Consider the following 24323-nt stretch of genomic DNA (forward strand, 5'->3'; position numbering starts at 1 on the left):
CATGCCCAATTTGAATTGGTGCAGCTCACACTCCCGCCATCGGGGCGGTTTGCTGCTATAATCCCACTGATTTTCACAACCAATTATCATTCAGGAGATTGCTATGGCTCTGGTATCCATGCGCCAGCTTTTAGACCATGCCGCCGAACACGGCTACGGCCTGCCCGCTTTTAATGTGAACAACTTGGAGCAGATGCGCGCCATTATGGAAGCGGCCGACCAAGTGAACGCGCCCGTTATCGTGCAGGCTTCCGCCGGCGCGCGCAAATATGCCGGCGCCCCCTTCTTGCGCCACCTGATTTTGGCGGCAGTGGAAGAGTTTCCGCATATTCCCGTGGTGATGCACCAAGACCACGGCGCCTCGCCCGATGTGTGTCAGCGCTCTATCCAGCTGGGCTTCTCCTCCGTGATGATGGACGGTTCGCTCCTGGCCGACGGCAAAACCCCGTCTTCTTACGAATACAACGTGGACGTTACCCGCACCGTGGTGAACTTCTCCCATGCATGCGGTGTGTCGGTTGAAGGCGAAATCGGCGTATTGGGCAACTTGGAAACCGGCGAAGCGGGCGAAGAAGACGGCGTGGGCGCAGTGGGCAAATTGAGCCACGACCAAATGCTCACCAGTGTGGAAGATGCCGTGCGCTTCGTGAACGACACCGGCGTGGATGCGCTGGCGATTGCCGTGGGCACCAGCCACGGTGCATACAAATTCACCCGTCCGCCCACAGGCGACGTATTGCGCATCGACCGTATCAAAGAAATCCATGCCGCCCTGCCGAACACGCATATCGTGATGCACGGCTCCAGCTCGGTGCCGCAGGAATGGCTGAAAGTGATCAACGAACACGGCGGCGGCATCGGCGAAACCTACGGCGTGCCGGTGGAAGAAATCGTGGAAGGCATCAAACACGGCGTGCGCAAAGTGAACATCGACACCGACCTGCGCTTGGCCAGCACAGGGGCAATCCGCAAATTCTTAGCCGAAAACCCAGCCGAATTCGACCCGCGCAAATACCTGGCCAAAACCATCGAAGCCATGAAAGGCATCTGCCTGGCCCGCTATCAGGCCTTCGGCTGCGAAGGCATGGCCAGCAAAATCAAACCGATTTCGCTGGAAAAAATGGCTACCCGTTATGCCAAAGGCGAGCTGAACCAAGTGGTGGCGAAGTAATATGGCTGATGAAATTTAAATCGGGATAAGGCGGCGAGCCACAGGCAGTACGCGCGTACAGTCAGGCGAGCCAACGCGATACCGGTTTAAATGTAGTCTGCTATAGCTTGATTTGAATGATGCAACAGGCTACCTGAAATAGGTTCAGGTAGCCTGTTTGGTTTGGGACAAGAGGCTACCTGAAAAATCGGTAGAGCAGCCCAAAAGCAGTTTCAGGTAGCCTTTTCCGTTGCCCACCATGAATTTCCCCGCCTCATCCGCTATAATCCACACAAATTAATCACGCCAATTTCCATTTATGAACCCACCCGCTTCTGTGGGCATCGTTACCCCGCAAACCATTGCATTCGAACAGCCCTTTGCCCTGCAAAACGGCGACACGCTGCCCCGTTTTGATTTGATTACTGAAACCTACGGCACACTCAATACCGATAAGTCCAACGCCATCCTGATTTGCCACGCCCTGTCCGGCACGCACCACGTGGCCGGCCGCCATCATCCGGACGACAAACACCCCGGTTGGTGGGACAACATGGTCGGCCCCAATAAACCGGTGGATACCAACCGCTTTTTCGTGGTCGGGCTCAACAATTTGGGCGGCTGCGCCGGCAGCAGCGGCCCGTTGAGCACCAATCCAGCCACCGGCAAGCCCTACGGTTCCGATTTCCCGATGGTGACCGTAAAAGATTGGGTACGCTCGCAAGCCATGCTGGCCGACCATTTCGGTATCAAACAATGGGCGGCGGTGATGGGCGGCAGCCTAGGCGGCATGCAGGCCTTGCAATGGACAATCGACTTCCCCGAGCGCGTGCGCCACGCGTTGGTGATTGCGTCCGCGCCCAAATTGTCCACTCAAAATATCGCATTTAACGACGTAGCCCGCCAGGCTATCCTCACCGATCCCGACTTCCACGAAGGCCACTACGCCAGCCGCCAAGCCGTTCCCCGGCGCGGCCTGAAGATTGCCCGCATGATGGGGCACATCACTTATCTGGCTGAAGACGGGCTGGGCAAGAAGTTCGGCCGTCAAATGAGGAGTGGCGAGCTGCAATACGGATACGGTATTGAATTTGAAGTGGAAAGCTATCTGCGCTACCAGGGCGACAAATTTGCCGACCGCTTCGATGCCAACACCTACCTGCTCATGACCAAGGCGCTGGATTATTTTGATCCCGCCGCCGATTTCGGCCACAACCTGCACACTGCGCTCGCAGGCGTGCAGGCCAAATTCTTCGTGGCCAGCTTCAGCAGCGACTGGCGTTTTGCGCCGGAACGTTCGCATGAATTGGTGAAAGCCCTGATTAGCGCGGAAAAAGACGTGCAATACATCGAAATCGAATCTTCCCACGGCCACGATGCCTTCCTGATGGAAGACGAGCCGTATTTGAAAGCCGTGAAAGCCTATATAGATAATATCCACAAGGAGTTGGCGCATGAATCTGCGTGACGACCTGCAACTGATTTACGACTGGATTCCCGCTGGCAGTCGCGTGCTGGATTTGGGCTGTGGCGACGGCGAATTGCTGCACGCTCTGGTAAAACACAAAAACTGCAAAGGCTACGGTGTGGAAATTGATACCGACAGCGTAATTGCTGCCATCGCCCGCGGCGTGAACGTGATTCAGGCCGATTTGGAGCAGGGTTTGCAGGCGTTCGGCGACGGCAGCTTCGATGTGATTGTGCTCAGCCAAACCATCCAGGCCATGCAAAACGTGGAAACCATCCTGCGCGACCTCACCCGCGTGGCCAAGGAAGCGATTGTTACCTTCCCCAACTTCGGCTATTGGCGCAACCGTTTTCAGGTAGCCTTCGGCGGGCATATGCCGGTGAGCGAGCGTATGCCCTATGATTGGTACGACACGCCGAATATTCATTGGTGTACCCTCAGCGATTTCGACCGCCTGTGCGCGAAAAACCGCATCCGCGTGCTGGAACGCGCGGTGATGGCCGGCGGCCGGCGTGTATCCTGTCTGCCAAACTTAATGGGTAGCCTGGCGTTTTATCGTGTGGGTTGAATGATAGATTTGTTCTTATAATTCAGTCTGTTGTATTTATTGTTGGAGAAATTGTTTACAACATACCTAATTCGCCATTTGTTTGATTTAAGTCAAAAGTATCTGCCCGCAGGCAATAGCATCGCCTGCGGGCAAAACGTATAATCAAATTAAAATTTTTATATATTTATAATCAAATTAGATTTTTTATACATTTTTTAATGTAAAGGGAGAGAAGGTAGTATGTTGCGCAATTTTTCAGACAAATTTTCCGGTAACGACGATAAAGGTGACTTTGAGCTGCACTGCCTGATGATGATTATTGAAGATCCGGCACGCCGCCAATGGGCAGCACGCTTGAAAATCACCAAGAAATACGATGTTAGCAACGCCCGCACCACACTGTTGGAAAAATTTGAAAAAGGGTTTGAAAAAGAACATGATGCCCAGCTGTTCGTGTTGGATGAATTGGATGAGTTTCCGATATTCCGCGTTAAGGTGTTGGAAGGGTTCCGACAGTAATTGAGCTGTTGATTTATAAAAAGGCTACCTGAAAGCTGGATTAGGCTTTCAGGTAGCCTTTTTATGAGTGTTGGGTAAGCAGGTAGGTTTTATCTTCGTGATAGCGCAGGCTACCTGAAAGACTGTGGCAGCTGAGTTTGCACTCGTCAGCTATGCCAGTTGAGGCTACCTGAAAATAGTGCCGTCTTGGCAAAACGCATTTGGCTCCGTATAATCCGCACTTCTTATGGCGGGTCTCCCCGCATGCAGGTTTGGGACAAGGGGTCAGGTGCGGAAGCAAGCAGCCCACCCTGAATTCAGCAGTGCCGGGGCTCCGGCTCGCCACCTCATATAAAAACCGCTCCGGTATCACGCCGGAGCGGTTTTGCTATGTATGGAAGAATAGCCGAAACCATTTCAGCAAGAGCTTATTTGTAAAAACGCTCGATAGAGTGAATTTTAAATGCGCTCACTTGACATTTGTCGGCCACGAATTTTTTAAATTCGGCCTGGTTCAGATAGCGCACTTCCTCGCGCGGCAGCTGTAACACAACTTGACGGTTTTGGTTGCTGTTGATGGCATCAGCAATGGTTACAACATAGTTGGTGATCTTTTTTGGCATAATTTACTCTCTTTAAAGCTGTTATTTTTTAGTGCAAACAGATAAATCATTAATGTTATCTGATAGATTGCTTTTGTAAAAATGGTAAATTATCTATTCTGATTGCGCAAGGTTCGGGAGGGTAAAGATATGCAGAGCTATGTAAATGCAGTCGTGTCGGTAAGCGGCCTTAGAGGGCTACCATTTCTTCATGGATAGTTCATCAGTCAGCTGTTGCAGAAGCTGCAAGCGGTCTGCACGGATATGGCCGGCTTCGACAGCAGCTTTGATGGCGCAGCCGGGCTCTTGGCGGTGGCTGCAGTTGTGGAACCGGCATTGGCCGATGAAGCCGCGCATATCGGGGAAGTAGTGGGGCAGGGAGGCTACCTGAAGATGGTGCAGGCCGAATTCCTGCAGACCGGGGGAATCGATGATGCGGGTGGTTTCGTTTAGGTCGTAGAGCTGGGCGTGGGTGGTGGTGTGCTTGCCGGAATCGAGGGCGCTGGAGATTTCGTTGGTGCGGGCAATGCTTTGGCCGAGCAGGGCGTTAATCAGAGTGGATTTGCCCATGCCGCTTTGGCCCAACAGGATGCTGGTGTGGCCATTCAACACCGGCAGCAGGGTGTCAGCATCTTGCATGGCGCTGACAGGCAACACGGGATAGCCCAAGCTTTCGTAAAATGCCAGTTTGCTGCGCCATTGTTCCGTTTCCGGCAAATCGGTTTTGTTCAACACAATCACAGCACCGATATCGGCCGCTTCTGCTGCCAGCAGGGCACGTTGTAACAGCAGCTCACTGGGCGTGGGCACGGCAGCCAGTACAATCAGCAGTTGGCTCACATTGGCGGCAATCAGCTTGGTTTTCCAAGCATCTTGCCGATAGAGCAGGCTGCGGCGCGGCAGGAAATCTTCAATCACCGCCTGCTCGGCATTCAGCGGCGTGATGTGTACTTGGTCGCCGCAGGCGAAGTCCACCCGTTTTTTGCGGGTAGTGGCCTCGAAGGAGTGGCCGTCGGCAGTGCGCACGATAAAGCGGCGGCCGTAGCTGGTGATGATTTGGGCAGTGTCGGTCATGACGGAGGGCCGGGTGGGAAAGTGCCATCATAGCAAGGATTGGCGTATTGATGCCAATTTGCCTGCCGTGCCGGGCAGAATGGCTATATAATCCGTCTTTATTTATCCCAATCAATAGGGAACCGCCACACCATGACTACCACGCCGCTTCTCGATACCATCGACTATCCGCAGGATTTGCGCCGTTTGCGCGAAGACCAGCTGCCGCAGCTGGCCGCCGAACTGCGCACCTTCCTGCTGGAGAGCATCAGCCAGACCGGCGGCCATTTCGCCAGTAATCTGGGCGCGGTGGAGCTGGCTGTGGCATTGCATTATGTGTACGACACGCCTAACGACCACTTAATTTGGGACGTAGGCCACCAAAGTTATCCGCACAAAGTGCTCACCGGGCGCCGCAATCGTATGCACACCATGCGCCAATACGGCGGCTTGGCCGGTTTCCCCAAGCGCAGCGAATCGGAATACGATGATTTCGGCGTTGGTCATTCTTCCACCTCCATCGGTGCGGCATTAGGCATGGCGGTGGCCGATAAACTTTCAGGTAGCCTCAACCGCAGCGTGGCCGTTATCGGCGATGGAGCCATGACTGCCGGCCAAGCTTTTGAAGCGCTGAACAATGCCGGCGATATGGACACCGATTTGCTGGTTATCCTCAACGACAACGAAATGTCGATTTCCCCCAATGTGGGTGCTTTCCCCAAATACCTTGCCGGCAGCCAGGGCAAAGACTGGCGCGATACGCTGCGCAGCATCAAACACAAATCCGAAAAAGTGCTCGACAAACTGCCCGGTGCGCTGCACATCGCGCAGAAAGTGGAGCAGCGGCTGAAAAGCGTGCTCGACGGCTCGCGCATCCGCCCCGATTCCCTGTTCGATAACTTCGGCTTCACCTACACCGGTCCGGTGGACGGCCACGACGTGCGGCAACTGGTGGCTGTGCTCAAAGAGATGAAACAGCGCAAAGGCCCGCAGCTTTTGCATGTGCTCACGCAAAAAGGGCAGGGCTACAAACTGGCTGAAAACGATCCGGTCGGTTTTCACGCCGTGGGCAAATTTAATCCCGACCAAGGCCCGGTAAGCGGCGGCGCTGCCCCGTTGAGCTACACCCAAATTTTCGGCCAATGGGTATGCGACCAAGCCGCTACAGATGGCAAATTAGTCGCCATTACCCCTGCCATGCGTGAAGGCAGCGGATTGGTGGAGTTTGAGCGACGCTTTCCCGAACGCTATTTCGATGTCGGTATTGCCGAGCAGCATGCTGTTACTTTTGCTGCCGGCCTGGCCTGTGGCAACATAAAACCCGTGGTGGCGATTTACTCCACCTTCCTGCAGCGCGCCTACGACCAACTGGTGCACGACGTGGCATTGCAAAACCTGCCAGTATTGTTCGCCATCGACCGCGCCGGTATCGTTGGCGCCGACGGCCCTACTCATGCTGGTGCCTACGATTTGAGCTTCCTGCGCTGTATCCCGAATATGGTGCTGGCTGCCCCCAGCAGTGGCGAAGAATGCCGCCTGCTGCTTTCCACTTGCTACGCGTTGGATTGCCCCACTGCCGTGCGCTACCCGCGCGGTGCCAGCGGCAGCGCGGTAATCAGCAGCGGCTTGGATACCGTGCCGGTAGGCAAAGGCGTGGTGCGGCGGCAGGGCAGGGAAACTGCCGTGTTGGCCTTCGGTAGTATGGTGCAACCCGCGTTGCGGGCAGCGGAACAGCTGGACTTAACCGTGGCCGATATGCGCTTTGTGAAACCGCTGGACGAAGAATTGATTGCCGATTTGGCCGCCACCCACCAGCGACTGGTGTGTATTGAAGAAAACGCCGTGCAAGGCGGAGCCGGCAGCGCGGTGTTGGAAGTGCTGGCCAAACAAGATTGCCACTTGCCTGTGTTGCTGTTGGGCATTGAAGACATCGTTACCGGCCATGGCGATCCGGCCATCCTGCTAGATGACTTGGGATTGAGCGCCGAGAAACTGGCAGCACGGATTGAGACATTTGCACAATCAGTGAGCTGAATGTAGCTATCGTAATATGAGATGATAGTGAAAAGGCTACCTGAAAACTTTCAGGTAGCCTTTAATTGTCTTTAATAACAGGATTAAATTGTTCTTTGAAGTTGGATGGGTGTTAGCTCTTCACCGTCAAACTCTGGATATCGGAGGCGTTAAGGTGCATTGGTTCTTGCCGCCCTGTCTTGATACGGCTATCAGCCCGCTTTCCAGCAGCTCACGCTTGGCTTTGCCCAATGTGGGGAAACACGTCTTTTTGCATATCGGTAAGGATACGTTCGGCGTGAACGGGCTGCCAGCGGTGCAGGTTGTCGGTATGCCAACGGCGGGCAAGGGCTTCAAAGGTATTTAGGGCGGCAGCTTTTCGCTCTTGTTTTTCCTGTTGCTTGGCGGCGGCGGGGTCTTGCCCGTCTGACAGCAGACGGCGGGCGTTTTCGGCAGCCTGCCGTGCTTCGGAGAGGGAAACGGCAGGATACTTGCTGATAGTCAGCGTTTTTTCTTTGCCGTCGATACGGTATTTCAGGTGGAAGATTTTGCCGCCTGCCGGGGTAACTTCCAGATACATGCCGCCGCCGTCAAACAGCTTGGCTTTCTTTCCTGTGCCGGTAGGTTTCGCGTTCTTGATTTGGCGGTCGTTCAGGGGCATTCTGGGGGTATATTTTTGAGGGTATTTTCTGGATACCCCCAATCATACCCCCATAAAAGGGGGCAATTCAATTAGACGGCATTAGACGAGATTAGCTGAATAGGGAAGGGGAAAGGATGGGCTGAATCAGCCTGAAAGCCTTGTCTGTATTGAATTTAGCTAATTGCATTGGATGGCGTTAGACGTAAAAAAACAGCCCAAAAAATTGGGCTGTTTCTATTTGATGGTGCCGACAATGAGACTTGAACTCATACGACCTACGGTCACTACCCCCTCAAGATAGCGTGTCTACCAATTCCACCATGTCGGCTGAAAAATCAGAATTTGTTTTTACTCCGGAATAACCGGTTGGCTGGCTGTTGCGGGTTGCGAAGCAGCCGGAGCGTGATGCTGTGCTGCAGCAGGTGCATCCAAACCCAGTTTGTTACCGCTGCCCTGCTTGGATGAAATAATGCTGAGTGCCAAGCAGCAGCAGAAAAATACAGTAGCGGCAATAGCGGTGCTGCGGCTGAGGAAGTTGGCGCTGCCGGCAGAACCGAATACGCCTTGCGCACTACCAGTGCCAAAAGCGGCACCGGCATCAGCACCCTTGCCCTGCTGCATCAGTACCAGGCCAATGACAGCAATCGAGGCAAAGCCACCGATAATCATAATAAGGGTTTTGAAAGCTTCCATGTTTGTTTCGCTATCTATTGTTTTGCTGCGGCTTGAACGATTGCGGCAAAACTGTCGGTCTGCAAGGATGCGCCGCCGACTAAGGCACCGTCTACATTTGGCAGGTTCAGGATGGTTTGTGCATTTTGTGCATTGACACTGCCGCCGTAAAGAGCGCGGATATTAGCACTCTTGTTGGCGAAAGACAAGAGCTCTGCGTAAATAAAAGCGTGCATAGCGGCAATTTGTTCGGCTGAGGCCACTTGACCGGTACCGATAGCCCATACTGGCTCGTAGGCAATGGCAATATGGGGCATGGCTTTGCCGCGCAATACGGAGAGTTGTTCGGCCACTACAGCTTGCTCCTGCGCAGCTTGGCGTTGGGCTAGGGTTTCACCCACGCACAGAATCGGGGTGAGGCCGGCGGCTAAGGCATTGTCTAATTTGGCAGAGAGGGTCTCGTTGTTTTCGCCGAAATATTGGCGGCGTTCAGAGTGGCCGAGTAGAACGAATTGTGCACCAAGGTCGGCCAGCATGGCAGCAGAGGTTTCTCCGGTAAACGCACCGTCTTTATCGAATCGGCTGACATCTTGTGCGCCGACGGGCAGAGCGGGCGCAGCTTGTTTTAAGTCGAGCAGATAGGGCAGGGGGGCGGCAATACCGGTGCAGACGTTTTCAGGTAGCCTTTGTGCCGCCCAAGCTTGGGCGAATGCCGCTGTTGAGCTGCGGCGGCCGTTCATTTTCCAGTTGCCAATAATCCAGGGTTGTTGCCAATTCATGCTGTGCCGTCCTTTCGGTTGTGGGATGGTCGTGGGCTTATTCTGCGGGGTTGGTTACGGTTTGAGTTTGTTCTGCTGCGGCAGTCAGGCGTGCCATTTGGGTGGCGATGCCTTGTTCGATTTTGGCCATGGAGTCGGACTCGACTTCGTGGTAGGCCTCGAGCAGGGCATATTTGAAGGCTTCTACGTCTGCGCCGCCGTGGCTTTTGATCACGATGCCGCGCAGGCCGAGGAAGATGGCGCCGTTAAACTTGCGCGGGTCGAGGCGGTTTTTGAAGCCGCGCAGGGTGGGCAGTGCCAGCAGGGCGGCAAGTTTGTTCAGCCAGTTACGGCTGAACTCTTCGCGGATAATACCGCCGATGAATTTAACCGCTCCTTCAATGGCTTTTAGTACGGCATTGCCGGTAAAGCCGTCGGCCACCACAACGTCAACTTCGCCACTGAATACAGCGTTGCCTTCCACATTACCAACAAAATTCAGCGGGCTTTGTTGCAACAGGTGGTGTGCTTCTTTAATTACGCTACCGCCTTTGATGTCTTCAGTGCCGACATTCAGCAGGCCGATGCGCGGTTGGCTGTTACGCGGATACATGGCGCCGAACAGCTCTCCACCCATTACGGCAAATTGCAGCAGCTGGGCGGCGGAGCAATCCACGTTGGCGCCCAAATCCAGCATCAGGGCGAGACCGCCGCCTTTGGAGGGCATGAATTTGGCAATCGCCGGCCGGTCGATACCGGGCAGGGTTTTGAGCACGAAGCGGGCGGTGGCCATTAGTGCGCCGGTGTTGCCGGCAGATACAGCGGCCTGTGCAACACCTTCTTTCACCTGGCTGATGGCCACACGCATGGAGGAGTCTTTTTTGTTTTTCAAGGCCGACTGCGGGGCTTCGTCCATGCCCACCACTTGGCTGGCATGTATGATTTGCAGCCGCTCGTGTGAGGCGTGTTCGCCCAGCGCACTGCGGACGGCTTCTTCATCGCCTACCAGAATGAGTTTGACATCGGTTTTTTCTTGCAGGAAGGCCAAGGCTGCCGGAATGGTAACCGTAAGGCCGGCATCGCCGCCCATGGCGTCTATGGCTAAAGTAATCATTGGATTCTGTGCTTCTGTTGTGTTCCGTTGCCGTGCCATGAGGCTACCTGAAAAATAGAATGGAATAGCGGCGGACGGATGGTTTCAGGTAGCCCTTAGGGCAGTTGCGGTTTTTGAGCGGCTAGTGCGTTGTGTTCGGTGATGTCGTCGGCATCCCAGGGGTAGTTGATCCACCAATCGGGCGTAACCAGGCCGCTGAAATAGGCGATATCGGGCGGGAGGATGCCTTTTTTTGCTTTGATTTTTTCGTGCAATACAGCCACCCCCATCGAGGCAAAGTCTTCTTGTTGCAGCTGCTCGAGGCAGAATTGCAGGGTAACGCGGCTGTCGTCCACTTCGTCCACCACCAAAACGTGTTTGCCTTTCAGGCTTTCCGGCATGGGGTCGAGCCATTGGACTTTCTGCACGGAATCACGAGTGGTGTGGCCCTGGTCGTTGCAGTAATAGGCGGTGGTGATGGCGTAGATTGGAATATTGAGGAAGCTGCGCAGTATCCGTGCGGGGATAAAACCGCCGCCGCCGATGGCGATCATCGCATCGTAGCGGGTGCCGGATGCTTGGATTTTTTGTGCCAATTGGCGGATGGCCTGATGAATTTCGTCGTAGGTATACCAAATTTTTTCCGACATTTTCAATCCTTTGTTGGGTCGGCGCAGCAGGGGTTGTCGTTGTTGAGGCGTCTGCGTAACGGCAGATTGTAAACAGCTGCTGAATGGAGGGCAACTAATCGGCAAGGCTGGAACCGTTTCAGGCTGCCCGAAAACTCAGCTTGCTTTGCTGCCCTATGTTTGCAATGCAAAAAAGCCAGTAATTGCTAAGGGCAATCTGCTGGCTTGGAATCGGCCTATGGCTGATTTACTCGTCTTTGGCCTTCACCACTTTACGGCCACGGTACATGCCGTTGGCAGAAATGTGGTGCGGGCGGTGTACTTCACCGGTGGCGCTGTCTACAGACAGAGCGGGGGCGGTCAGCGCGTCGTGGGCGCGGTGCATGCCGCGGCGGGAGGGGGATTTTTTGTTTTGTTGAACAGCCATGTTGCAAACTCCTGAGGATAAACCTGAATAAAATAATTAACGACCACTTTTCAACGCCGCCAAAGCAGCAAACGGATTGGGGCGATCTTGATTGACAGCATCGAGCTTATCAGAATGGCAGCTTTCGTGGCAGGGGGCATACGGCAGCGCCATCAAAATCTGCTCTTCTACCAGCGTGCCGACATCCAACTGTGCCTCCGGCAGCATGCCTTCGAGCTCTTCTTCGGCCACCATGGCTTCATCCAGCGCTTCTTCGCTATCGAACAAAACGATATGCGCCTGTTCGTTTAAAGCAAAGGGCAGCGGCTGCATGCAGCGTTGGCAAACCAGCGACAATTGCGCTGAAACCGACAAGTCCAAATACAGGCGCTGCCGTTTGTCGCAGCCGCCCTGTAAGGCAAAAGACACCTGAGTTTGCCGTTCGGCCAAAAACTCGTGCCGGCTCACGCGCTCATCCATCTCGCTCAGCCGGATTTGGCCGGCCAGATGCTGCGCCTGTTCGGCCAGCGCTTTCGGATCAATCAAAATAGGGTCTGACATAAACGTGTCATGATATAATCAGCCGCCTGAAACGTCAATATTTTAATACGGTTTATGAACACAACTCCGCCGATTGTCCTTGCTTCTTCTTCGCTGTTCCGACGGCAGCAGCTGGCCAAGCTCGGCCTGCAATTTGACACCGCCGCACCTGATTGCGATGAAACGCCGTTGCTTGGTGAGACGCCCTGCCAAACTGCCCAACGTTTGGCCGAGGCCAAAGCCCGCGCACTGGCTGTGCATTTCCCGCGGCATTTGATTATTGGAGCCGACCAAGTGGCCTGCTGCAACGGGCGGCAGTTGGGCAAGCCGATGGACGTGGCGAAAGCACAACAAATGCTGGCTGAAACCGCTGGCCAAGAGTTGCATTTTTACAGCGCATTGTGTGTGCTCAATACGTTTTCAGGTAGCCTGCACCGCCATGTGGATACCACCGCGGTAAAGATGCGCCCGCTTACCGCGCAGCAAATCGCCCGTTATCTGGAGCGCGAACCGGATGCAGTTTATTGCGCCGGCGGCGCGAAAAGCGAAGGTTTGGGCGGGGTGCTGATTGAACGCATCGACAGCAGCGATCCCAATGCCCTCATCGGCCTGCCGATTTTCCGGCTGATTGATTTTTTGCAGGCCGAAGGGGTGGCAGTTTTGTGAGCTTGAGGCTACCTGAAATTTCAGGTAGCCTCATTAAAATATTTTAACGACTCAAGGAGGCAGTTATGTATATCGTTTCCCTAAACTATATCAAACCATTATCCGAGATTGAGGCTTATTTGCCCGCCCACATCGACTATCTCGACCGCCACTATGCCGCCGGCACGTTTTTGCTTTCCGGCCGCAAAGAACCGCGCACCGGCGGCGTGATTATCATGCGTGCCGATAGCCGGGCGCAGGCCGAGGCCGTGATTGCCGAAGACCCGTTTTACCAAGCCAAACTGGCCGAATACCAAATCACCCAATTTATCCCCACCAAAACCGCCGCCGATTTGGCGGCCTATCGTGAAACGCTTTGATATGGTACAGGCTACCTGAAAACGAAGCTTCAACACAGTTAAAACGAACGCAGTGAGTTTCGCCAATTTATTGCAGCCTCGCTTTCAGGTAGCCTTTCTTGAGCCAGCAACAAAACCATGCAACCCACTTTATTCCTTATCCCCACCCCGCTAGGCAGCCCGGATACCCCCTGCCTGCTGCCGCACGAGCAAAAACTGCTGGCCGGGCTCACCGATTTCGTGGTTGAAGGCGAGAAAACCGCCCGCGCCTGCCTGCGCCATTTCGGCTTGAACGCCCCACTGCAAGAGCTGAGCCTGCGCACGTTAAACAAGCACACCGAGCCCGCCGAATTGCCCGATTTGCTGCAACCGCTGCGCCAAGGCCGCAGCATGGGTTTGCTCAGCGAAGCCGGCTGCCCTGCGGTGGCCGACCCCGGCGCGGCGCTGGTGGCGCTGGCGCATCGCGCCGGATTTGCCGTGTGGCCGCTGGTGGGGCCGTCCAGCCTGATGCTGGCCCTGATGGCCTCCGGTGCCAACGGCCAGCAATTTGCCTTCCGCGGCTATCTGCCTGCCGATTCTGCCGGGCGGGTAGGCTACCTGAAAACCATCGAGCAGGATTCGCAGCACCGCAACGAAAGCCAAATCTTTATCGAAACCCCGTATCGCAACAACGCCCTGCTGGCCGATGCCGTGGCCACGCTGCAAGCCGATACCCTGCTGTGCGCCGCCAGCAACCTCACCCTGCCGGAACAGCGCATCATCAGCATGACGGCGGGTGAATGGCGCAAACAGCCGCAACTGCCCGACCTGAACAAGCAGCCGACCGTATTTGTGGTGTATGCCGCCGGCCAAACGCCTGCGCCTGCCCGCAAACGGCGGTAGAGGCTACCTGAAACCTTGGCTCGGCTGCTTTTGAACGCCTTGTTTTTGGCGAAACCCGATTTGCTCGTTTTAGCTTCGCAGAAACTCACTTCGTTTGTTTTAACGGCGTTAAGGCTTCGCTTTCAGGTAGCCTTTGCCATCCAATCGTATTCAATAGAAGAGGCCTTATGACCCCCATCCCCGTGAGCATCACCATGCTGGTGAAAAACGCCGAGCGGCACTTGGAAGCCTGCCTGACCGCACTGGCCGCATTTGACGAAATCATCGTGCTCGACAACGGCTCCACCGACCGCACGCTCGACATTGCCCGCCGCTTCCCCAATGTGGCCGTGCACCATCACGAATTTATCGGCTTCGGCCCGATGAAAAACCTGGCCGCCGGTTTGGCGCGCAACGATTGGGTGCTCAATATCGACAGTGACGAAATCCTGCCGCCCGAGCAAGTGGAAGCAATCCGCGCGCTGGATTGGGGCGACAGCGGCAAAATCTACGCCCTGCCGCGCCTGAACCACTATCGCGGCCGCCCCATCAAAAGCTGCGGCTGGTATCCGGATTGGGTGAAACGCCTCTACCACCGCCAAACCGTGCGCTTCAACGACAACCAAGTGCATGAATCCCTAATCGAACCGGCCGGCAGCAGCGTGGTGAGGCTACCTGAAAAACATCCGCTCCTGCATTACTCGTTCGACGGCGCCGCCGCCCTCATCAGCAAAATGCAGCACTACACCGATTTGTTTGCCGCACAGCAGCAATTCAAACGGCGAGCTTCCGTGATCAGCGCGGTGGGGCACGGCGCGGCAGCGTTTTTCAAAAACTATATTTTGAAACGCGGCATGTTCGACGGCGGCGACGGCTGGACGATTGCCTTTGCCAACGCCAGCGGCGCCTACTACAAATACATCAAGCTGCACGAGGCCAACCAGCGGCTTACCGTGTCGCTCATCATCACCACCTATAACCGCCCCGACGCACTGGAAGCCGTGTTGCGCTCGGTGCTGGCGCAGCGCGTGCTGCCGCAGGAAGTGATTGTGGCCGACGACGGCTCGCGCGACGATACCCGTGCCGTGGTCGAACGCTATCGGGCGCAGTTCCCGGTGCCGCTGTTGCACGCCTGGCAGCCCGACGACGGCTTCCGCCTGGCTGAATCGCGCAACCGCGCCTTGGCGCAGGCGGGCAGCGACTATATCGTGATTATCGACGGCGATATGGTGCTGCATCCCGAATTTATCGCCGACCACAAACACGCTGCGAAAAAAGGCCTGTTTGTGCAGGGCAGCCGCGTGATCCTCACGCCGGAGAAAACCAACGAGCTGCTGGCCAACCCTTCAAGCTACCGCGTGCTCAAATGGTATGAAAAGGGCTTGGAAAAACGTTTTGAAAAACGCTTCTCCGCCTGCCGCCTGCCGTGGTTTTCCCAGCGCATCCTGCGCCGCGAAACCCGCGATGATTTTCACGGCATCCGCGGCTGCAATATGGCTTTCTTCCGCGAAGATGCGCTGAAAATCAATGGCTTCAACAGCGATTTTGTCGGCTGGGGGCGCGAAGACAGCGAATTTGTCGCCCGCTTTTTCAACAACGGCGGCCAACGTGCCAACCTGAAATTCGCCGCCGTGGCCTATCACCTCTACCACCCCGAAGCCGAACGCGCCGCCCTGCCGGAAAACGACCGCCTGCTGGCCGCTGCTCAGGAGCAGAAGTTGGTATGGTGCGAAAATGGAGTAGATCGGTTTTTATAGTGAATTAAATTTAAACCAGTACAGCGTTGGCTCGCCTTGCCGTACTATTTGTACTGTCTGCGGCTCGCCTCCTTGTCCTGATTTAAATTTAATCCACTATATCTGCAGAGTAAGCGTTGCGGATTGATAAAAAGGCTACCTGAACAATCAGGTAGCCTTTTGTTTGCTGGAAACAGGTGGCTAGCGGTTGCCGTCGGTATTGTATTTTTTCTCCAGGCGGGCGAAGAACCAGGCCAGTGCCATGGTAAGCATCAGGTAAACCAAGGCGATGAAGTAATATGGCTCTTCATACACATAATAGCGGCCGGCCGCGCTCTTGGCGACATAGGTGAGCTCGGCTACGGCGATGGTGGCCAAAAGCGAGCTGTCTTTAAGCAGGGTGATGAACTCGTTGCCCAATGGGCCGAGCATGCGGCGCAGGGTTTGCGGAAGGATGATGTAGCGCATGGCTTGGCCGTAGCTCAAACCGAGCGAGCGGGCAGCTTCCATTTGGCCGCGGTCGATGGATTTGATGCCGGAGCGGAACACTTCGGTGATGTAGGCGCCGGAGTTGAAGGAGAGTGCCAAGACACCAGCCACCAACGGGGCATAGTTTTGGCGCAGGTAAACAGCCAAATCGCCGCTGATCAAGAGGCCGTTTTGCTGGTGCACCAAAAGGGGAGACCACACGTTGTGCCAAATGAAAATCTGCACCAGCATCGGTGTGCCGCGGAATAGAGTAACGTAGAGGCGCGAGCATTGTTGCAGCAGCCACAACAGGCCTTTGGTAACAATGTTGCCTTTTTCGATTCGAATCACGCGGATCAGGGCATTGCACAAACCCAGAATCATGCCGAAAAAGGTGGCGGCAGCGGCGATGCCGATGGTGGCCAGCACGCCGAAGAAGAACATTTGGCGATATTCGTAGATAATCGGAAAATGTTGGGAAAACAGTTGAATAAGGCCGGTTTCGCTGCTCATAGAAATCTTAGCTCAGTTGCAGAATTGTTTACGGATTTTGACGAAATAAGGGGCGGATTGTACAAGAAAACGGCGGGCTTGTCAGTTGGCGGTAAGTGGCCGGAAAGGGGATGGTTGGCGGCAAAATGAATATAGTGGATTAAAATAAGAATGCTACGGCGTTGGCTCGCCTTGCCGTATTGCTCATACTGTCTGCGGCTCGCCGCCTTGTCCCATTCTTATTTTAATCCACTATAAAGGCTACCTGAAAACGAAGCTTCAACGCAGTTCAAACGAACGAAGCGGGTTTGTTAAATCCCGGCTTCTTTGGGCTTCATTTTTAGGTAGCCTCTGCTTTCAGGTAGCCTGATTGCGATTAGCTGTTTAGTCGGCAGGGTTGGCCAGGCGGTTGATTTCGGCCAGCACGGCGGCGGGGTCGGGCGCTTGGGTGATGGGTCGGCCCATCACGAGATAGCTGCTGCCGGCCTCGAGGGCTTGGGTGGGGGTCATGATGCGGCGCTGGTCGTCTTGGTTGCCGCCTGGGTTGGGGCGGATGCCGGGCGTAACCAGCACAAATTCGCTGCCGCGCTGCCGGCGCAGGGTGGCGGCTTCGTGCGGGGAGCAGACCACGCCGTCGAGGCCGGATTGCTGCGCCAGGGCGGCCCAGCGGGATGCCCAATCGGCAATGGGGGCATTGAGGCCGAGTTCGTTGAGGTCGGCCTGTTCCATGCTGGTGAGCACAGTTACGCCGATGAGCAGGGGGCGTTGGCGGTGGTTGGCCACGGCTTCGGCGGCGGCTTCCATCATGCGGCGGCCGCCGGCGGTGTGCATATCCACCATCCACACGCCCATGTCGGCGGCCACGCGGCAGGCGGCGGCCACGGTGTTGGGGATGTCGTGGTATTTGAGGTCGAGGAAGAGTTGGAAGCCTTGGTTGATTAGGGCTTCGGCCAGACGCCGGCCGGTGGCGGTAAACAGCTCTTTACCGATTTTGAGGCGGCACAAATCGGGGCTTAAGCGGCGCACGAAGGCGAGGGTGTCGGCTTCGTTGGCAAAGTCGAGGGCGACGATAACGGGGGTGCGGCGGGCGGGCGGAGCGGAGTCGAGGATAAGGGGATTCATAGAAATAGGAGCGGATGGGGTTGAAATAGAAAAAGGCTACCTGAAAGCCGTGTTGCTAAGAAATAGGTTTCAGGTAGCCTTTAAAATTAAGCATCAAGCGGGGGCATGGGGCTGCCGCTTTCTCCAGCTGCGGCAGTGAGCTCGGCGAATTCTACTGGGTGGCGGCGGATATAGGGGCAGACGGTGCAGAAGTCGTCTTCCGATACCAGGCAGTAGTCGGCATCGAGCTCGTCGAACTGGGGGAATTGCGCGCGCAACTCTTCAATGCTGCTGCCATTTTGGGCGGCGGCTTGGATGGCGGCACCGTGCTGTTGGTAAAGGGCACGGGCGCGGTCGATGATGTTGGGAGTATCGCAAACGCCCCATTGGCGCAGGTATTCAGCGGTTTCGTGGGAGAGGGCATGTTCGCCCCGGCCATCGGCAATCAGCAGCACGAAGCCGTCGTCTTCCATCAGAAGGTCGAGGCTGAGGTAGGCGAGTAGGGCGCGTTGGGCACCGCTGTAACGTTCGATAAAACGGTCGCTGTGGCGGATGCGGTGTGTCCACACGTGGAGCATGCGGTACATTTGGTTGATGGTCATCATATTATTGGACATTTTATTTCTCCTTTAGAACTAAACTACGATGGAACTAAACTACGGTACTACGGTGAAACTAAATTTCGGTGAAGCTAAACTTCAATTTTGTTGGGTGTAAAGGTCTCCCATTTGTTGCAGGCGGGGCAGTGCCAGAAGAACACTTGCGATTTGAAGTGGCAGTGGCGGCAGCGGTACATCACGTTTTTCTGCAGGGTGCGCCCGATTACGCCGCGCATCATGTCGGCATCGCTCTTCCAGGCGGGGTCGAGGTTGTTCAGGCGCAGGCCGAGCAGGCGGTATACGCCGCCGAGGTCGGGCTTTTGGCGCACGAGTTCAACGGCGGTTTCGGCCGCTTTTTCTTCGCCGTAGAGCAGCAGCGATTTTTCGTATACCACATTGATTAAATCAAGCTGGGGGAAGGTTTTCAGGTAGCCTGTGAGTACGGCGAGGCCGGCGGCGGCTTCGCCTTGGGCATCGTATGCGTCATACAGTTTTTCGCCCACCATGCTCAAGTAAGCATGGTTTTGTTTTTCGATGGCGGTGTAGGCGGCCACGGCGGCGGGGTAGTTGCCCAGCTTTTGCTCCAAATCGCCGAGAATCATGTTGGCGCGGGCACATTTGCGGTTGGCGTCCAATGCTTTGGCAATATTGGTACGGGCTTGCTCGAAGTCGGATTTAAACAGGGCGGCTTGTGCCAGCTCGCAGTGGAATTGGGCGATTTCGAAGCGGTAGGTTTGTTCGTCGTGGCTGAGCAGCTGGGCGGTGTCGATGGCTTTGGCCCAATCGCGGTCTTGCTGGTAGATATTCAGCAGCACTTGGCGGGCTTGGGCGGCCATATTGCCTTGTTGCAGGCCGAGGAAAATCTGCTCGGCGCGGTCTACCAGGCCGGCGCTTTGGTAGTCTTGCCCAAGCTCAAACAGCACTTGGTTGCGCTTTTCGCCCACGGTTTCTGGCGCCTCGAGCAGGGCTTGGTGCAGGCGGATGGCTTTATCGTTTTCGCCGCGCTGGCGGTAGAGTTTGCCTAGGGTGAGGTGCAGCTCGTAGGTGTTGTCGCCGGCGGGCAGCAGGTCGGTCATGTCGGCCAGGTGGCGGGCGGCGCTGCCGAGGTTGCGGTCTACCAAGGCATCTAGGCTGGCGTAAAACGCGGTGGGCACGGATTTGGCCTGCTTAAGCACGGCTTTCATGTCTACCCGGGCGGCAAACCAGCCCATGGCAAAGAAGACGGGCAGCAGGATAATCGGGGTGAGCCACCACCAAATATTGCCGTCCATACGCCTATTCCTTCACCGGGGCGGTGTCGGGCACAGGCTGGGCGGCATCGGCGGGCGCGGGTGTTTGCAGCTGCTCCTGCGCGATCCGGGCGTTTTTGCGCACTTCGTTGCGCAGGCGGTTGTTTTCATGACGCAAGGAGAGCAGGCGGCCAAACATGGAAAACACGCCGAACACTGCGCCGATAACGAAAAACGCCAAGAGCAGCAGAATCAGCGGCAGGCTGATTTCGCTGCCGGGCAGGTAGCTGAAGCTGACGAGATGGGTGTTGAATGCGGCTAAAACGATAAAAACCGCCAAAAGCAGCAGTTTGATGATGAGCGAAAACAGTTTCATGAAGCTAGGCCTTTCGTCATGCGGGCGGGAATGGATATCAATGACGAAGTGTAAACTATTTGGGGGGTTTCAGGTAGCCTACCGGGCAGCGGGAAGGCTACCTGAAAATATGTTATGATGGTTTCAACTTATTAAGTTTGCCGCCAGCTAGCCTGCATTAGGCGGCTAACCATTTCAAACAATAATAAAATATCCAATCAAACCCTGCCGGCCGGATTTTTCTCCCACCTGTTAACAAATAAGGAGCAATCTGATGTCTGCAACTGCTGTAACCCCTGTATCCGAATCCCTATTCAAACTCGGCCTGAACCAGGCGCTGCCCGTGAGCGAGCAGGCCACCACTTCGCGCACCGTGCTGAACAACGACTTGCTGCGCGTGGTGGCTTTTACGCTGGATGCCGGCCAAGTGCTAACCGAGCACACCTCCACCAAGGCCGTGGTGGTTACCCTGCTGGAAGGCGAGATGGATTTTTCCATCGGCGCACGCCACGAAATTCTGCATGCAGGCGATGTGGTGTATCTCGCCCCGAACGAACGCCATGCGCTGAGCGCCGTGAGTGCTTGCCGGATGCAGCTGGTGATGGTGAACGTGGATTGAGCTTGGATAAAGCAACAGGCGCGGTGTGCCGAACCGCGCCTGTTTTGTTGAGGCTACCTGAAAATAAAATGGCGGCTGGATAAGGCTGTTTTCAGGTAGCCTTTGCTTTGATTTCAGGCTGCCTGAAACATGATTTGCCCATACAGCCGCTACAAACTTTAACCTAGGGCTAACCGTAGCTTAAGAAAACGGTCTGTTACAATGCACTCGTTGTTCTGCATTGGGTTTTGGCCGTGCAAAAGGCCAATCCGCCTAGAGAACGCCAATTACATTCCAACTACATTCCAACATGAAGGGAGTTTGAAAATGAAATTTTGGCAATCAACAGCATTAGCTGCTTTGGCTGTGGGCATCGCTGCCCCGGCATTCGCTGCCGGCGGCACCGTGTCTTATGTCTGCCAACAAGGCAAACAGGTGGATGTGAGCTATCAGTTCAACAGCCGCGGCAAACCGGTGTCTGCCCGCGCGCGCCTCAACGGCAGCAACCGCAATATGGCTTTCGATGCGCGCCGCTCCGACAGCACGGGCACTGCGTTTAAAGACCGTGCCGGCTACAACCTGACCGGCCCGGTGCTTACCGCCCGCAACTACCGTAGCGAAGAAGGCATCAGCATCCTCTCGCCGCGTAGCGAATTCCTGTATAAAGACTGTAATCCGCGCCAAAACGAGCCGGCCCGCCAAGCTCCGCCCGCTGCAGCCCGTAGCGGCAGCGTGGCCTATGTGTGCCAGCAAGGCCGCCGCTTGAATGTGAATTACCACTTCAACTCTGCCGGTGTGCCCACCAGCGCCGAACTGCGCGTGAATAACCGCAATCTGCGCCTGCCGTACAACCTGTCGGCTTCCGACAATGTGGACACCGTATTCAGCGCCAACGGCTACCGCCTGACCACCAATGCCATGGATTCGGCCAACTACCGCAGCCAAGACATCATCGTGAGCGCGCCCAACGGCCAGATGCTGTATAAAGATTGTTCTCCTGCCCGTTAATCGGAGTGGCGGATAAGCAAACAGGCACAACTTTGCGGTTGTGCCTGTTTTGTTTGGCTGTGGTGTTTCAGGTAGCCTTTGAGGGTTCAATGATGGCCAGCAGCTCTTCTGCCCAATCGGTTTGTGCCAAATCGGAAAAGCGGATGCTCAAGCCGTCGGCCAAGTCGTTGGCTACGATGAAGTCGTTGCCTTGAAACGTGATTGCCCACATATCCGCATTCGGCGCCATGGCGTAGTCTGATAAGTGGATGCACGGATGTTGCCGTAGGGCAGTGTCGATATATTGGCTGGATATATCGCCGGCGTGGGCAGATGGCAGCTCCCACAGGGAGGCATTGAGCTTGAAGGGTGTGCGCATAGTGGTAAGTAAAGCAGGCTACCTGAAATTGAGTTAGTCCAAAGTTTGTCCAAAGTGCCAGAGAGCATACAGACAAGAAAAATCGCAAACCAGCATAACTAGCTGATTTGCGATTAGGATTTTGGTGCCGGCGGCAGGAATCGAACTCGCGACCCCCTGATTACAAGTCAGGTGCTCTACCAACTGAGCTACACCGGCAAGAAGCGGCGAATTATGCCGATGTTGTGCGCATTTGGCAAGAGGGTGCAGCAAAAAATGGGAGAAACGTGGTTTTGCAGCAACTTGGATAGGGGTTAAGAATAGGGTAGTGCCGCATATGTTTTCAGGTAGCCTGTTGCGGGAACAGGCTACCTGAAAATACGTTCGCGGCGCTGAAGCGGCTGCAACCTAACCGGTGAGCTGTTTGGTAATCAGTTTTTTCACCGGCGGCAGGTGGTTGCTCAGGCGCAGTACGGTATTGCGCAGCAATTTGGCGGGCGGGGTTTCGTTGGTGAAGAGTTTCACCACGAAGTTCGTGCCGTGATACAGCGCGCGGGTGTGCAGGATGTGTTTGGCTTCGTATTTTTCCAAAAGCTTGGTATCGGCGATGTCTTGGCCGGAAGCGGCAGCCTGCACGATGAGGCCGGCCAGGATGTCGGCGCTGGCGAGGCCGAGGTTGAAGCCGTGGGCGGTAACGGGGTGCATACCCACGGCGGCGTCGCCGATGAGGGCGGTGCGGCGGGCGGAGAAGCGGCGGGCATGTACGCCAACCAAGGGATATGTGTGGATGCTGCCGGCGGGGGTCATCTTGCCGAGCTGGCCTTGCAGGTGTTGCTCAAGGTCGGCGGCCAGCGCTTCGGGGCTGAGTTCGGTGATTTCATGCAGGCGGCGGTTGTCGATGGTGATGACGCAGTTGGTCATGTGTTCGCCCAGCGGCAGCAGGGCGATGGTGCGGCCGTAGCTGAAGCATTCGTAAGCGGTGTTTTCGTTGGAGGTGGTGTGTGAGAAACGGGCCACGAGCACGGTGCGGCCGAAGTCGTGCATGTCGGCGGAAATGCCGGCCTGGCGGCGGGTTTGCGAGAAGCGGCTGTCAGCGGCGATGAGTAGGCGGGCGGATACGGTGTCGCCGTTGTCGAGCAGGATGCTCACGCCCTCTTCACCGTTTACGGCTTCCTGCACTTTATGGCCGGTGAGGAAATGGACGTTTTCATGCTGGCTGGCGGCTTGGTAGGCAGCGCGGCGGATATCGTGGTTGGATACGAGGAAGCCGAGCTGGCCTTTGCCGTCGGTGGGCGGGGGGAAGTTGAGGGTGTAGGGGGAACTGCCGTTGATCACTTTGGCGGCTTTGAGCGGGTAGATGCCTTCGGCGGGGATATGTTGCCACAGGCCGAGTTTTTCCATGATGCCGCGCGAGGGGTGGGTGAGGGCGATTTCGCGGCCGTCGTAGGGCGGGTTGGCCAGGGTTTCCTGGCTGCTTTGTTCGATGAGCAGGATGTTCAGGCCGCTGGGGGCGGCTGCGGCGGCGAAGCTGAGACCGGCCGGGCCGGCGCCGATAACGACGATATCGCAAGTGTGCTGCATGGTGAAGCTCCTCTTGGGGTGGCAGGGAAATGGTTGTGCCGGATTATACCGCAAGTATGCGGGCGGCTGCGGGGAGGGTGTGGCGAAACTGGCTTTCAGGTAGCCTATTTGCAATCAGGCTACCTGAAAATCGTGTGGAGGTATTCGCTTGTGCTGCTTCGGTTATAAAATAGCCGGATAAAAAGATGAAATTAGATATGGAGCCGGATAATGGATAAACAGGATACGCAAAAGCTGTTGCAGCAATTGGGCAAGGAGGCGAAGCGGCGGCAGGAAGAGGCTGCGGCGCAGGCTAAGCGGCAGCGTCGGGACGAGCCGGATTTTGCGGCGGCGGTGGGCAAGGTTACGCCGCTGAAAAACAGTAATCGGGTGGCTGCGCCGAAAGACAATAAGCCTTTGAAACGGCGGTTTGATGAGATGGAATGGGATGAGGAGGAGTATTTCTACGTGAGTGCCGACAGCGAGCACGAGCCGCCACGTTCGTTTTGCAAAAATGGCCGCGGGCAGGATGATATCCGCCGCCTGGTGGCCGGGCATTGGCCGTGCGTTGGGCATTTGGATTTGCACGGTTGCACGCGTGAGGAGGCGCAGCGGGAGTTGAGCGAGTTTATTGAGGAAGTGTTGCGCCGTGGGGTGTGCGCGGAAATAGTGCACGGCAGCGGGCTGGGTTCGCACGGCTTTGTGCCGGTGTTGAAAAGCTTGGTGCGCCGCTGGCTGATGGCACATCCGGAAGTGCTGGCTTATGCCGAGCCGCATGGTGCGAACGATGGGGCGGTGATCATTTTATTGCGCAAACGGCGCACGGGGTAGGCGTTTCTGTTTTGTTGTTTTATGGATAAGCTATCCCAGGTTGTTTTCGGATGATTTTTTAGGCAGCGG

At 55.8% G+C, this 24323-nt stretch carries 29 protein-coding genes, 2 tRNA genes, 1 other RNA gene and 1 pseudogene; 13 read left to right on the forward strand and 20 right to left on the reverse strand.

All coding sequences use genetic code 11. The annotated features are described in order from the left end of the window. Nucleotides 1-103 precede the first annotated feature (103 nt). Nucleotides 104-1171: a class II fructose-bisphosphate aldolase gene (gene fba / locus CKV94_RS07595; RefSeq protein WP_003824241.1), complete on the forward strand. Its 1068-nt coding sequence runs from the start codon at nucleotides 104-106 to the stop codon at nucleotides 1169-1171. Nucleotides 1172-1315: 144 nt separating this feature from the next. Here fba and CKV94_RS11545 read toward each other — a convergent pair whose 3' ends face one another. Next, on the reverse strand, nucleotides 1316-1444 hold the full coding sequence (locus CKV94_RS11545; protein ID WP_003824242.1) for a hypothetical protein: 129 nt from the start codon (nucleotides 1442-1444) through the stop codon (nucleotides 1316-1318). Nucleotides 1445-1469: 25 nt separating this feature from the next. Between CKV94_RS11545 and metX the strand changes: the two genes are divergently transcribed. From metX to ffs, 4 genes are all read left to right on the forward strand, one after another. Further along, a complete protein-coding gene (gene metX / locus CKV94_RS07600) occupies nucleotides 1470-2618 on the forward strand; it encodes a homoserine O-succinyltransferase MetX (RefSeq protein WP_035580802.1) in 1149 nt (382 codons plus the stop codon). Next, nucleotides 2605-3186: a methionine biosynthesis protein MetW gene (gene metW, locus CKV94_RS07605; protein WP_003824245.1), complete on the forward strand. Its 582-nt coding sequence runs from the start codon at nucleotides 2605-2607 to the stop codon at nucleotides 3184-3186. The genes metX and metW overlap by 14 nt, the downstream gene beginning before the upstream one ends. Before the next feature lie 222 nt (nucleotides 3187-3408). Then, nucleotides 3409-3687 carry a hypothetical protein gene (locus tag CKV94_RS07610; RefSeq protein WP_003824246.1) on the forward strand — a complete coding sequence of 93 codons (279 nt, stop codon included), beginning with the start codon at nucleotides 3409-3411 and terminating at the stop codon, nucleotides 3685-3687. A gap of 228 nt (nucleotides 3688-3915) precedes the next feature. After that, an RNA gene (gene ffs / locus CKV94_RS07615) (signal recognition particle sRNA small type) lies at nucleotides 3916-4013 on the forward strand. Nucleotides 4014-4094: 81 nt separating this feature from the next. Here the strand turns inward: ffs and CKV94_RS07620 are convergent. Both CKV94_RS07620 and rsgA read right to left on the reverse strand, forming a co-directional pair. After that, a complete protein-coding gene (locus CKV94_RS07620) occupies nucleotides 4095-4289 on the reverse strand; it encodes a hypothetical protein (protein WP_003824249.1) in 195 nt (64 codons plus the stop codon). A gap of 177 nt (nucleotides 4290-4466) precedes the next feature. Further along, nucleotides 4467-5342 (reverse strand): ribosome small subunit-dependent GTPase A, encoded by an 876-nt coding sequence (rsgA, locus tag CKV94_RS07625; protein ID WP_003824250.1) that lies wholly within the window; start codon nucleotides 5340-5342, stop codon nucleotides 4467-4469. A gap of 132 nt (nucleotides 5343-5474) precedes the next feature. Here rsgA and dxs point away from each other — a divergent pair, with 132 nt between their 5' ends. Next, a complete protein-coding gene (dxs, locus tag CKV94_RS07630) occupies nucleotides 5475-7355 on the forward strand; it encodes a 1-deoxy-D-xylulose-5-phosphate synthase (RefSeq protein ID WP_003824251.1) in 1881 nt (626 codons plus the stop codon). 211 nt (nucleotides 7356-7566) lie between these two features. On the opposite strand, the gene CKV94_RS07635 is transcribed toward dxs, so the two are convergent. The 8 genes from CKV94_RS07635 to CKV94_RS07670 form a co-directional block, all read right to left on the reverse strand. Further along, nucleotides 7567-7995 (reverse strand): tyrosine-type recombinase/integrase, encoded by a 429-nt coding sequence (locus tag CKV94_RS07635; RefSeq protein ID WP_003824252.1) that lies wholly within the window; start codon nucleotides 7993-7995, stop codon nucleotides 7567-7569. Nucleotides 7996-8219: 224 nt separating this feature from the next. Next, a tRNA-Leu gene (locus CKV94_RS07640) sits at nucleotides 8220-8305 on the reverse strand. A 20-nt stretch (nucleotides 8306-8325) separates the two neighbouring features. Further along, entirely contained in the window at nucleotides 8326-8670 is a 345-nt protein-coding gene (gene secG / locus CKV94_RS07645) for a preprotein translocase subunit SecG (RefSeq protein WP_003824253.1), read from the reverse strand. A gap of 14 nt (nucleotides 8671-8684) precedes the next feature. Next, the gene (gene tpiA, locus CKV94_RS07650) at nucleotides 8685-9428 is read right to left on the reverse strand and encodes a triose-phosphate isomerase (RefSeq protein ID WP_003824254.1); all 744 of its coding nucleotides are present in this window, start codon (nucleotides 9426-9428) and stop codon (nucleotides 8685-8687) included. A 37-nt stretch (nucleotides 9429-9465) separates the two neighbouring features. Next, entirely contained in the window at nucleotides 9466-10521 is a 1056-nt protein-coding gene (gene plsX, locus CKV94_RS07655) for a phosphate acyltransferase PlsX (protein ID WP_003824256.1), read from the reverse strand. A gap of 95 nt (nucleotides 10522-10616) precedes the next feature. Beyond that, nucleotides 10617-11150, reverse strand: a complete 534-nt coding sequence (locus CKV94_RS07660; protein WP_003824257.1) for a phosphoribosyltransferase — start codon at nucleotides 11148-11150, stop codon at nucleotides 10617-10619. 226 nt (nucleotides 11151-11376) lie between these two features. Further along, entirely contained in the window at nucleotides 11377-11556 is a 180-nt protein-coding gene (rpmF, locus tag CKV94_RS07665; RefSeq protein ID WP_003824258.1) for a 50S ribosomal protein L32, read from the reverse strand. Nucleotides 11557-11592: 36 nt separating this feature from the next. Continuing rightward, a complete protein-coding gene (locus tag CKV94_RS07670; RefSeq protein ID WP_003824259.1) occupies nucleotides 11593-12096 on the reverse strand; it encodes a YceD family protein in 504 nt (167 codons plus the stop codon). 54 nt (nucleotides 12097-12150) lie between these two features. Between CKV94_RS07670 and CKV94_RS07675 the strand changes: the two genes are divergently transcribed. The 4 genes from CKV94_RS07675 to CKV94_RS07690 all read left to right on the forward strand — a co-directional run bounded on the left by CKV94_RS07675 (nucleotide 12151) and on the right by CKV94_RS07690 (nucleotide 15697). Then, nucleotides 12151-12741 carry a Maf family protein gene (locus CKV94_RS07675; protein WP_003824260.1) on the forward strand — a complete coding sequence of 197 codons (591 nt, stop codon included), beginning with the start codon at nucleotides 12151-12153 and terminating at the stop codon, nucleotides 12739-12741. 65 nt (nucleotides 12742-12806) lie between these two features. After that, on the forward strand, nucleotides 12807-13100 hold the full coding sequence (locus tag CKV94_RS07680; protein WP_003824261.1) for a YciI family protein: 294 nt from the start codon (nucleotides 12807-12809) through the stop codon (nucleotides 13098-13100). A 117-nt stretch (nucleotides 13101-13217) separates the two neighbouring features. Continuing rightward, the gene (locus tag CKV94_RS07685) at nucleotides 13218-13961 is read left to right on the forward strand and encodes an SAM-dependent methyltransferase (RefSeq protein WP_003824262.1); all 744 of its coding nucleotides are present in this window, start codon (nucleotides 13218-13220) and stop codon (nucleotides 13959-13961) included. Nucleotides 13962-14128: 167 nt separating this feature from the next. Next, the gene (locus tag CKV94_RS07690) at nucleotides 14129-15697 is read left to right on the forward strand and encodes a glycosyltransferase family 2 protein (protein ID WP_003824266.1); all 1569 of its coding nucleotides are present in this window, start codon (nucleotides 14129-14131) and stop codon (nucleotides 15695-15697) included. Here the strand turns inward: CKV94_RS07690 and CKV94_RS11385 are convergent. The 6 genes and pseudogenes from CKV94_RS11385 to CKV94_RS07720 form a co-directional block, all read right to left on the reverse strand. After that, nucleotides 15695-15801 (reverse strand): annotated as a pseudogene (locus CKV94_RS11385) (IS5/IS1182 family transposase); the annotation flags it as partial. The gene CKV94_RS07690 and the pseudogene CKV94_RS11385 overlap by 3 nt on opposite strands. Before the next feature lie 76 nt (nucleotides 15802-15877). Beyond that, on the reverse strand, nucleotides 15878-16657 hold the full coding sequence (locus CKV94_RS07700; protein WP_003824267.1) for an amino acid ABC transporter permease: 780 nt from the start codon (nucleotides 16655-16657) through the stop codon (nucleotides 15878-15880). Between the two features lie 363 nt (nucleotides 16658-17020). Further along, a complete protein-coding gene (gene pyrF, locus CKV94_RS07705; RefSeq protein ID WP_003824269.1) occupies nucleotides 17021-17758 on the reverse strand; it encodes an orotidine-5'-phosphate decarboxylase in 738 nt (245 codons plus the stop codon). Nucleotides 17759-17844: 86 nt separating this feature from the next. Beyond that, a complete protein-coding gene (locus CKV94_RS07710; protein WP_003824270.1) occupies nucleotides 17845-18354 on the reverse strand; it encodes a DMP19 family protein in 510 nt (169 codons plus the stop codon). A 74-nt stretch (nucleotides 18355-18428) separates the two neighbouring features. Continuing rightward, nucleotides 18429-19607, reverse strand: a complete 1179-nt coding sequence (lapB, locus tag CKV94_RS07715; RefSeq protein WP_003824271.1) for a lipopolysaccharide assembly protein LapB — start codon at nucleotides 19605-19607, stop codon at nucleotides 18429-18431. Between the two features lie 4 nt (nucleotides 19608-19611). Beyond that, the gene (locus tag CKV94_RS07720; protein WP_003824272.1) at nucleotides 19612-19941 is read right to left on the reverse strand and encodes a LapA family protein; all 330 of its coding nucleotides are present in this window, start codon (nucleotides 19939-19941) and stop codon (nucleotides 19612-19614) included. Between the two features lie 253 nt (nucleotides 19942-20194). Here CKV94_RS07720 and CKV94_RS07725 point away from each other — a divergent pair, with 253 nt between their 5' ends. Further along, entirely contained in the window at nucleotides 20195-20539 is a 345-nt protein-coding gene (locus CKV94_RS07725; protein WP_003824275.1) for a cupin domain-containing protein, read from the forward strand. A gap of 306 nt (nucleotides 20540-20845) precedes the next feature. Next, nucleotides 20846-21526, forward strand: coding sequence for an ACP-like domain-containing protein (locus CKV94_RS07730; protein WP_003824276.1), 681 nt, complete (start codon nucleotides 20846-20848; stop codon nucleotides 21524-21526). A 67-nt stretch (nucleotides 21527-21593) separates the two neighbouring features. Here CKV94_RS07730 and CKV94_RS07735 read toward each other — a convergent pair whose 3' ends face one another. The 3 genes from CKV94_RS07735 to ubiM form a co-directional block, all read right to left on the reverse strand. After that, entirely contained in the window at nucleotides 21594-21884 is a 291-nt protein-coding gene (locus CKV94_RS07735) for a hypothetical protein (protein ID WP_003824277.1), read from the reverse strand. A gap of 122 nt (nucleotides 21885-22006) precedes the next feature. Beyond that, a tRNA-Thr gene (locus CKV94_RS07740) sits at nucleotides 22007-22082 on the reverse strand. A gap of 189 nt (nucleotides 22083-22271) precedes the next feature. After that, nucleotides 22272-23444 carry a 5-demethoxyubiquinol-8 5-hydroxylase UbiM gene (gene ubiM / locus CKV94_RS07745; RefSeq protein WP_035580807.1) on the reverse strand — a complete coding sequence of 391 codons (1173 nt, stop codon included), beginning with the start codon at nucleotides 23442-23444 and terminating at the stop codon, nucleotides 22272-22274. Between the two features lie 210 nt (nucleotides 23445-23654). Here ubiM and CKV94_RS07750 point away from each other — a divergent pair, with 210 nt between their 5' ends. Then, nucleotides 23655-24254 carry a Smr/MutS family protein gene (locus CKV94_RS07750; protein ID WP_003824280.1) on the forward strand — a complete coding sequence of 200 codons (600 nt, stop codon included), beginning with the start codon at nucleotides 23655-23657 and terminating at the stop codon, nucleotides 24252-24254. The last annotated feature ends 69 nt before the right edge of the window (nucleotides 24255-24323 follow it).

The organism is Eikenella corrodens, assembly GCF_900187105.1.
GTDB classification, from domain to species: Bacteria; Pseudomonadota; Gammaproteobacteria; order Burkholderiales; family Neisseriaceae; genus Eikenella; species Eikenella corrodens.

What these genes read in the sequence shown, in the direction of transcription:
- fba (WP_003824241.1), top strand. Translation starts at nt 104, where the DNA reads ATGGCTCTGGTATCCATGCGCCAGCTTTTAGACCATGCCGCCGAACAC.
- metX (WP_035580802.1), top strand. Translation starts at nt 1,470, where the DNA reads ATGAACCCACCCGCTTCTGTGGGCATCGTTACCCCGCAAACCATTGCA.
- metW (WP_003824245.1), top strand. Translation starts at nt 2,605, where the DNA reads ATGAATCTGCGTGACGACCTGCAACTGATTTACGACTGGATTCCCGCT.
- CKV94_RS07610 (WP_003824246.1), top strand. Translation starts at nt 3,409, where the DNA reads ATGTTGCGCAATTTTTCAGACAAATTTTCCGGTAACGACGATAAAGGT.
- CKV94_RS07620 (WP_003824249.1), bottom strand. Translation starts at nt 4,289, where the DNA reads ATGCCAAAAAAGATCACCAACTATGTTGTAACCATTGCTGATGCCATC.
- rsgA (WP_003824250.1), bottom strand. Translation starts at nt 5,342, where the DNA reads ATGACCGACACTGCCCAAATCATCACCAGCTACGGCCGCCGCTTTATC.
- dxs (WP_003824251.1), top strand. Translation starts at nt 5,475, where the DNA reads ATGACTACCACGCCGCTTCTCGATACCATCGACTATCCGCAGGATTTG.
- CKV94_RS07635 (WP_003824252.1), bottom strand. Translation starts at nt 7,995, where the DNA reads ATGCCCCTGAACGACCGCCAAATCAAGAACGCGAAACCTACCGGCACA.
- secG (WP_003824253.1), bottom strand. Translation starts at nt 8,670, where the DNA reads ATGGAAGCTTTCAAAACCCTTATTATGATTATCGGTGGCTTTGCCTCG.
- tpiA (WP_003824254.1), bottom strand. Translation starts at nt 9,428, where the DNA reads ATGAATTGGCAACAACCCTGGATTATTGGCAACTGGAAAATGAACGGC.
- plsX (WP_003824256.1), bottom strand. Translation starts at nt 10,521, where the DNA reads ATGATTACTTTAGCCATAGACGCCATGGGCGGCGATGCCGGCCTTACG.
- CKV94_RS07660 (WP_003824257.1), bottom strand. Translation starts at nt 11,150, where the DNA reads ATGTCGGAAAAAATTTGGTATACCTACGACGAAATTCATCAGGCCATC.
- rpmF (WP_003824258.1), bottom strand. Translation starts at nt 11,556, where the DNA reads ATGGCTGTTCAACAAAACAAAAAATCCCCCTCCCGCCGCGGCATGCAC.
- CKV94_RS07670 (WP_003824259.1), bottom strand. Translation starts at nt 12,096, where the DNA reads ATGTCAGACCCTATTTTGATTGATCCGAAAGCGCTGGCCGAACAGGCG.
- CKV94_RS07675 (WP_003824260.1), top strand. Translation starts at nt 12,151, where the DNA reads ATGAACACAACTCCGCCGATTGTCCTTGCTTCTTCTTCGCTGTTCCGA.
- CKV94_RS07680 (WP_003824261.1), top strand. Translation starts at nt 12,807, where the DNA reads ATGTATATCGTTTCCCTAAACTATATCAAACCATTATCCGAGATTGAG.
- CKV94_RS07685 (WP_003824262.1), top strand. Translation starts at nt 13,218, where the DNA reads ATGCAACCCACTTTATTCCTTATCCCCACCCCGCTAGGCAGCCCGGAT.
- CKV94_RS07690 (WP_003824266.1), top strand. Translation starts at nt 14,129, where the DNA reads ATGACCCCCATCCCCGTGAGCATCACCATGCTGGTGAAAAACGCCGAG.
- CKV94_RS07700 (WP_003824267.1), bottom strand. Translation starts at nt 16,657, where the DNA reads ATGAGCAGCGAAACCGGCCTTATTCAACTGTTTTCCCAACATTTTCCG.
- pyrF (WP_003824269.1), bottom strand. Translation starts at nt 17,758, where the DNA reads ATGAATCCCCTTATCCTCGACTCCGCTCCGCCCGCCCGCCGCACCCCC.
- CKV94_RS07710 (WP_003824270.1), bottom strand. Translation starts at nt 18,354, where the DNA reads ATGTCCAATAATATGATGACCATCAACCAAATGTACCGCATGCTCCAC.
- lapB (WP_003824271.1), bottom strand. Translation starts at nt 19,607, where the DNA reads ATGGACGGCAATATTTGGTGGTGGCTCACCCCGATTATCCTGCTGCCC.
- CKV94_RS07720 (WP_003824272.1), bottom strand. Translation starts at nt 19,941, where the DNA reads ATGAAACTGTTTTCGCTCATCATCAAACTGCTGCTTTTGGCGGTTTTT.
- CKV94_RS07725 (WP_003824275.1), top strand. Translation starts at nt 20,195, where the DNA reads ATGTCTGCAACTGCTGTAACCCCTGTATCCGAATCCCTATTCAAACTC.
- CKV94_RS07730 (WP_003824276.1), top strand. Translation starts at nt 20,846, where the DNA reads ATGAAATTTTGGCAATCAACAGCATTAGCTGCTTTGGCTGTGGGCATC.
- CKV94_RS07735 (WP_003824277.1), bottom strand. Translation starts at nt 21,884, where the DNA reads ATGCGCACACCCTTCAAGCTCAATGCCTCCCTGTGGGAGCTGCCATCT.
- ubiM (WP_035580807.1), bottom strand. Translation starts at nt 23,444, where the DNA reads ATGCAGCACACTTGCGATATCGTCGTTATCGGCGCCGGCCCGGCCGGT.
- CKV94_RS07750 (WP_003824280.1), top strand. Translation starts at nt 23,655, where the DNA reads ATGGATAAACAGGATACGCAAAAGCTGTTGCAGCAATTGGGCAAGGAG.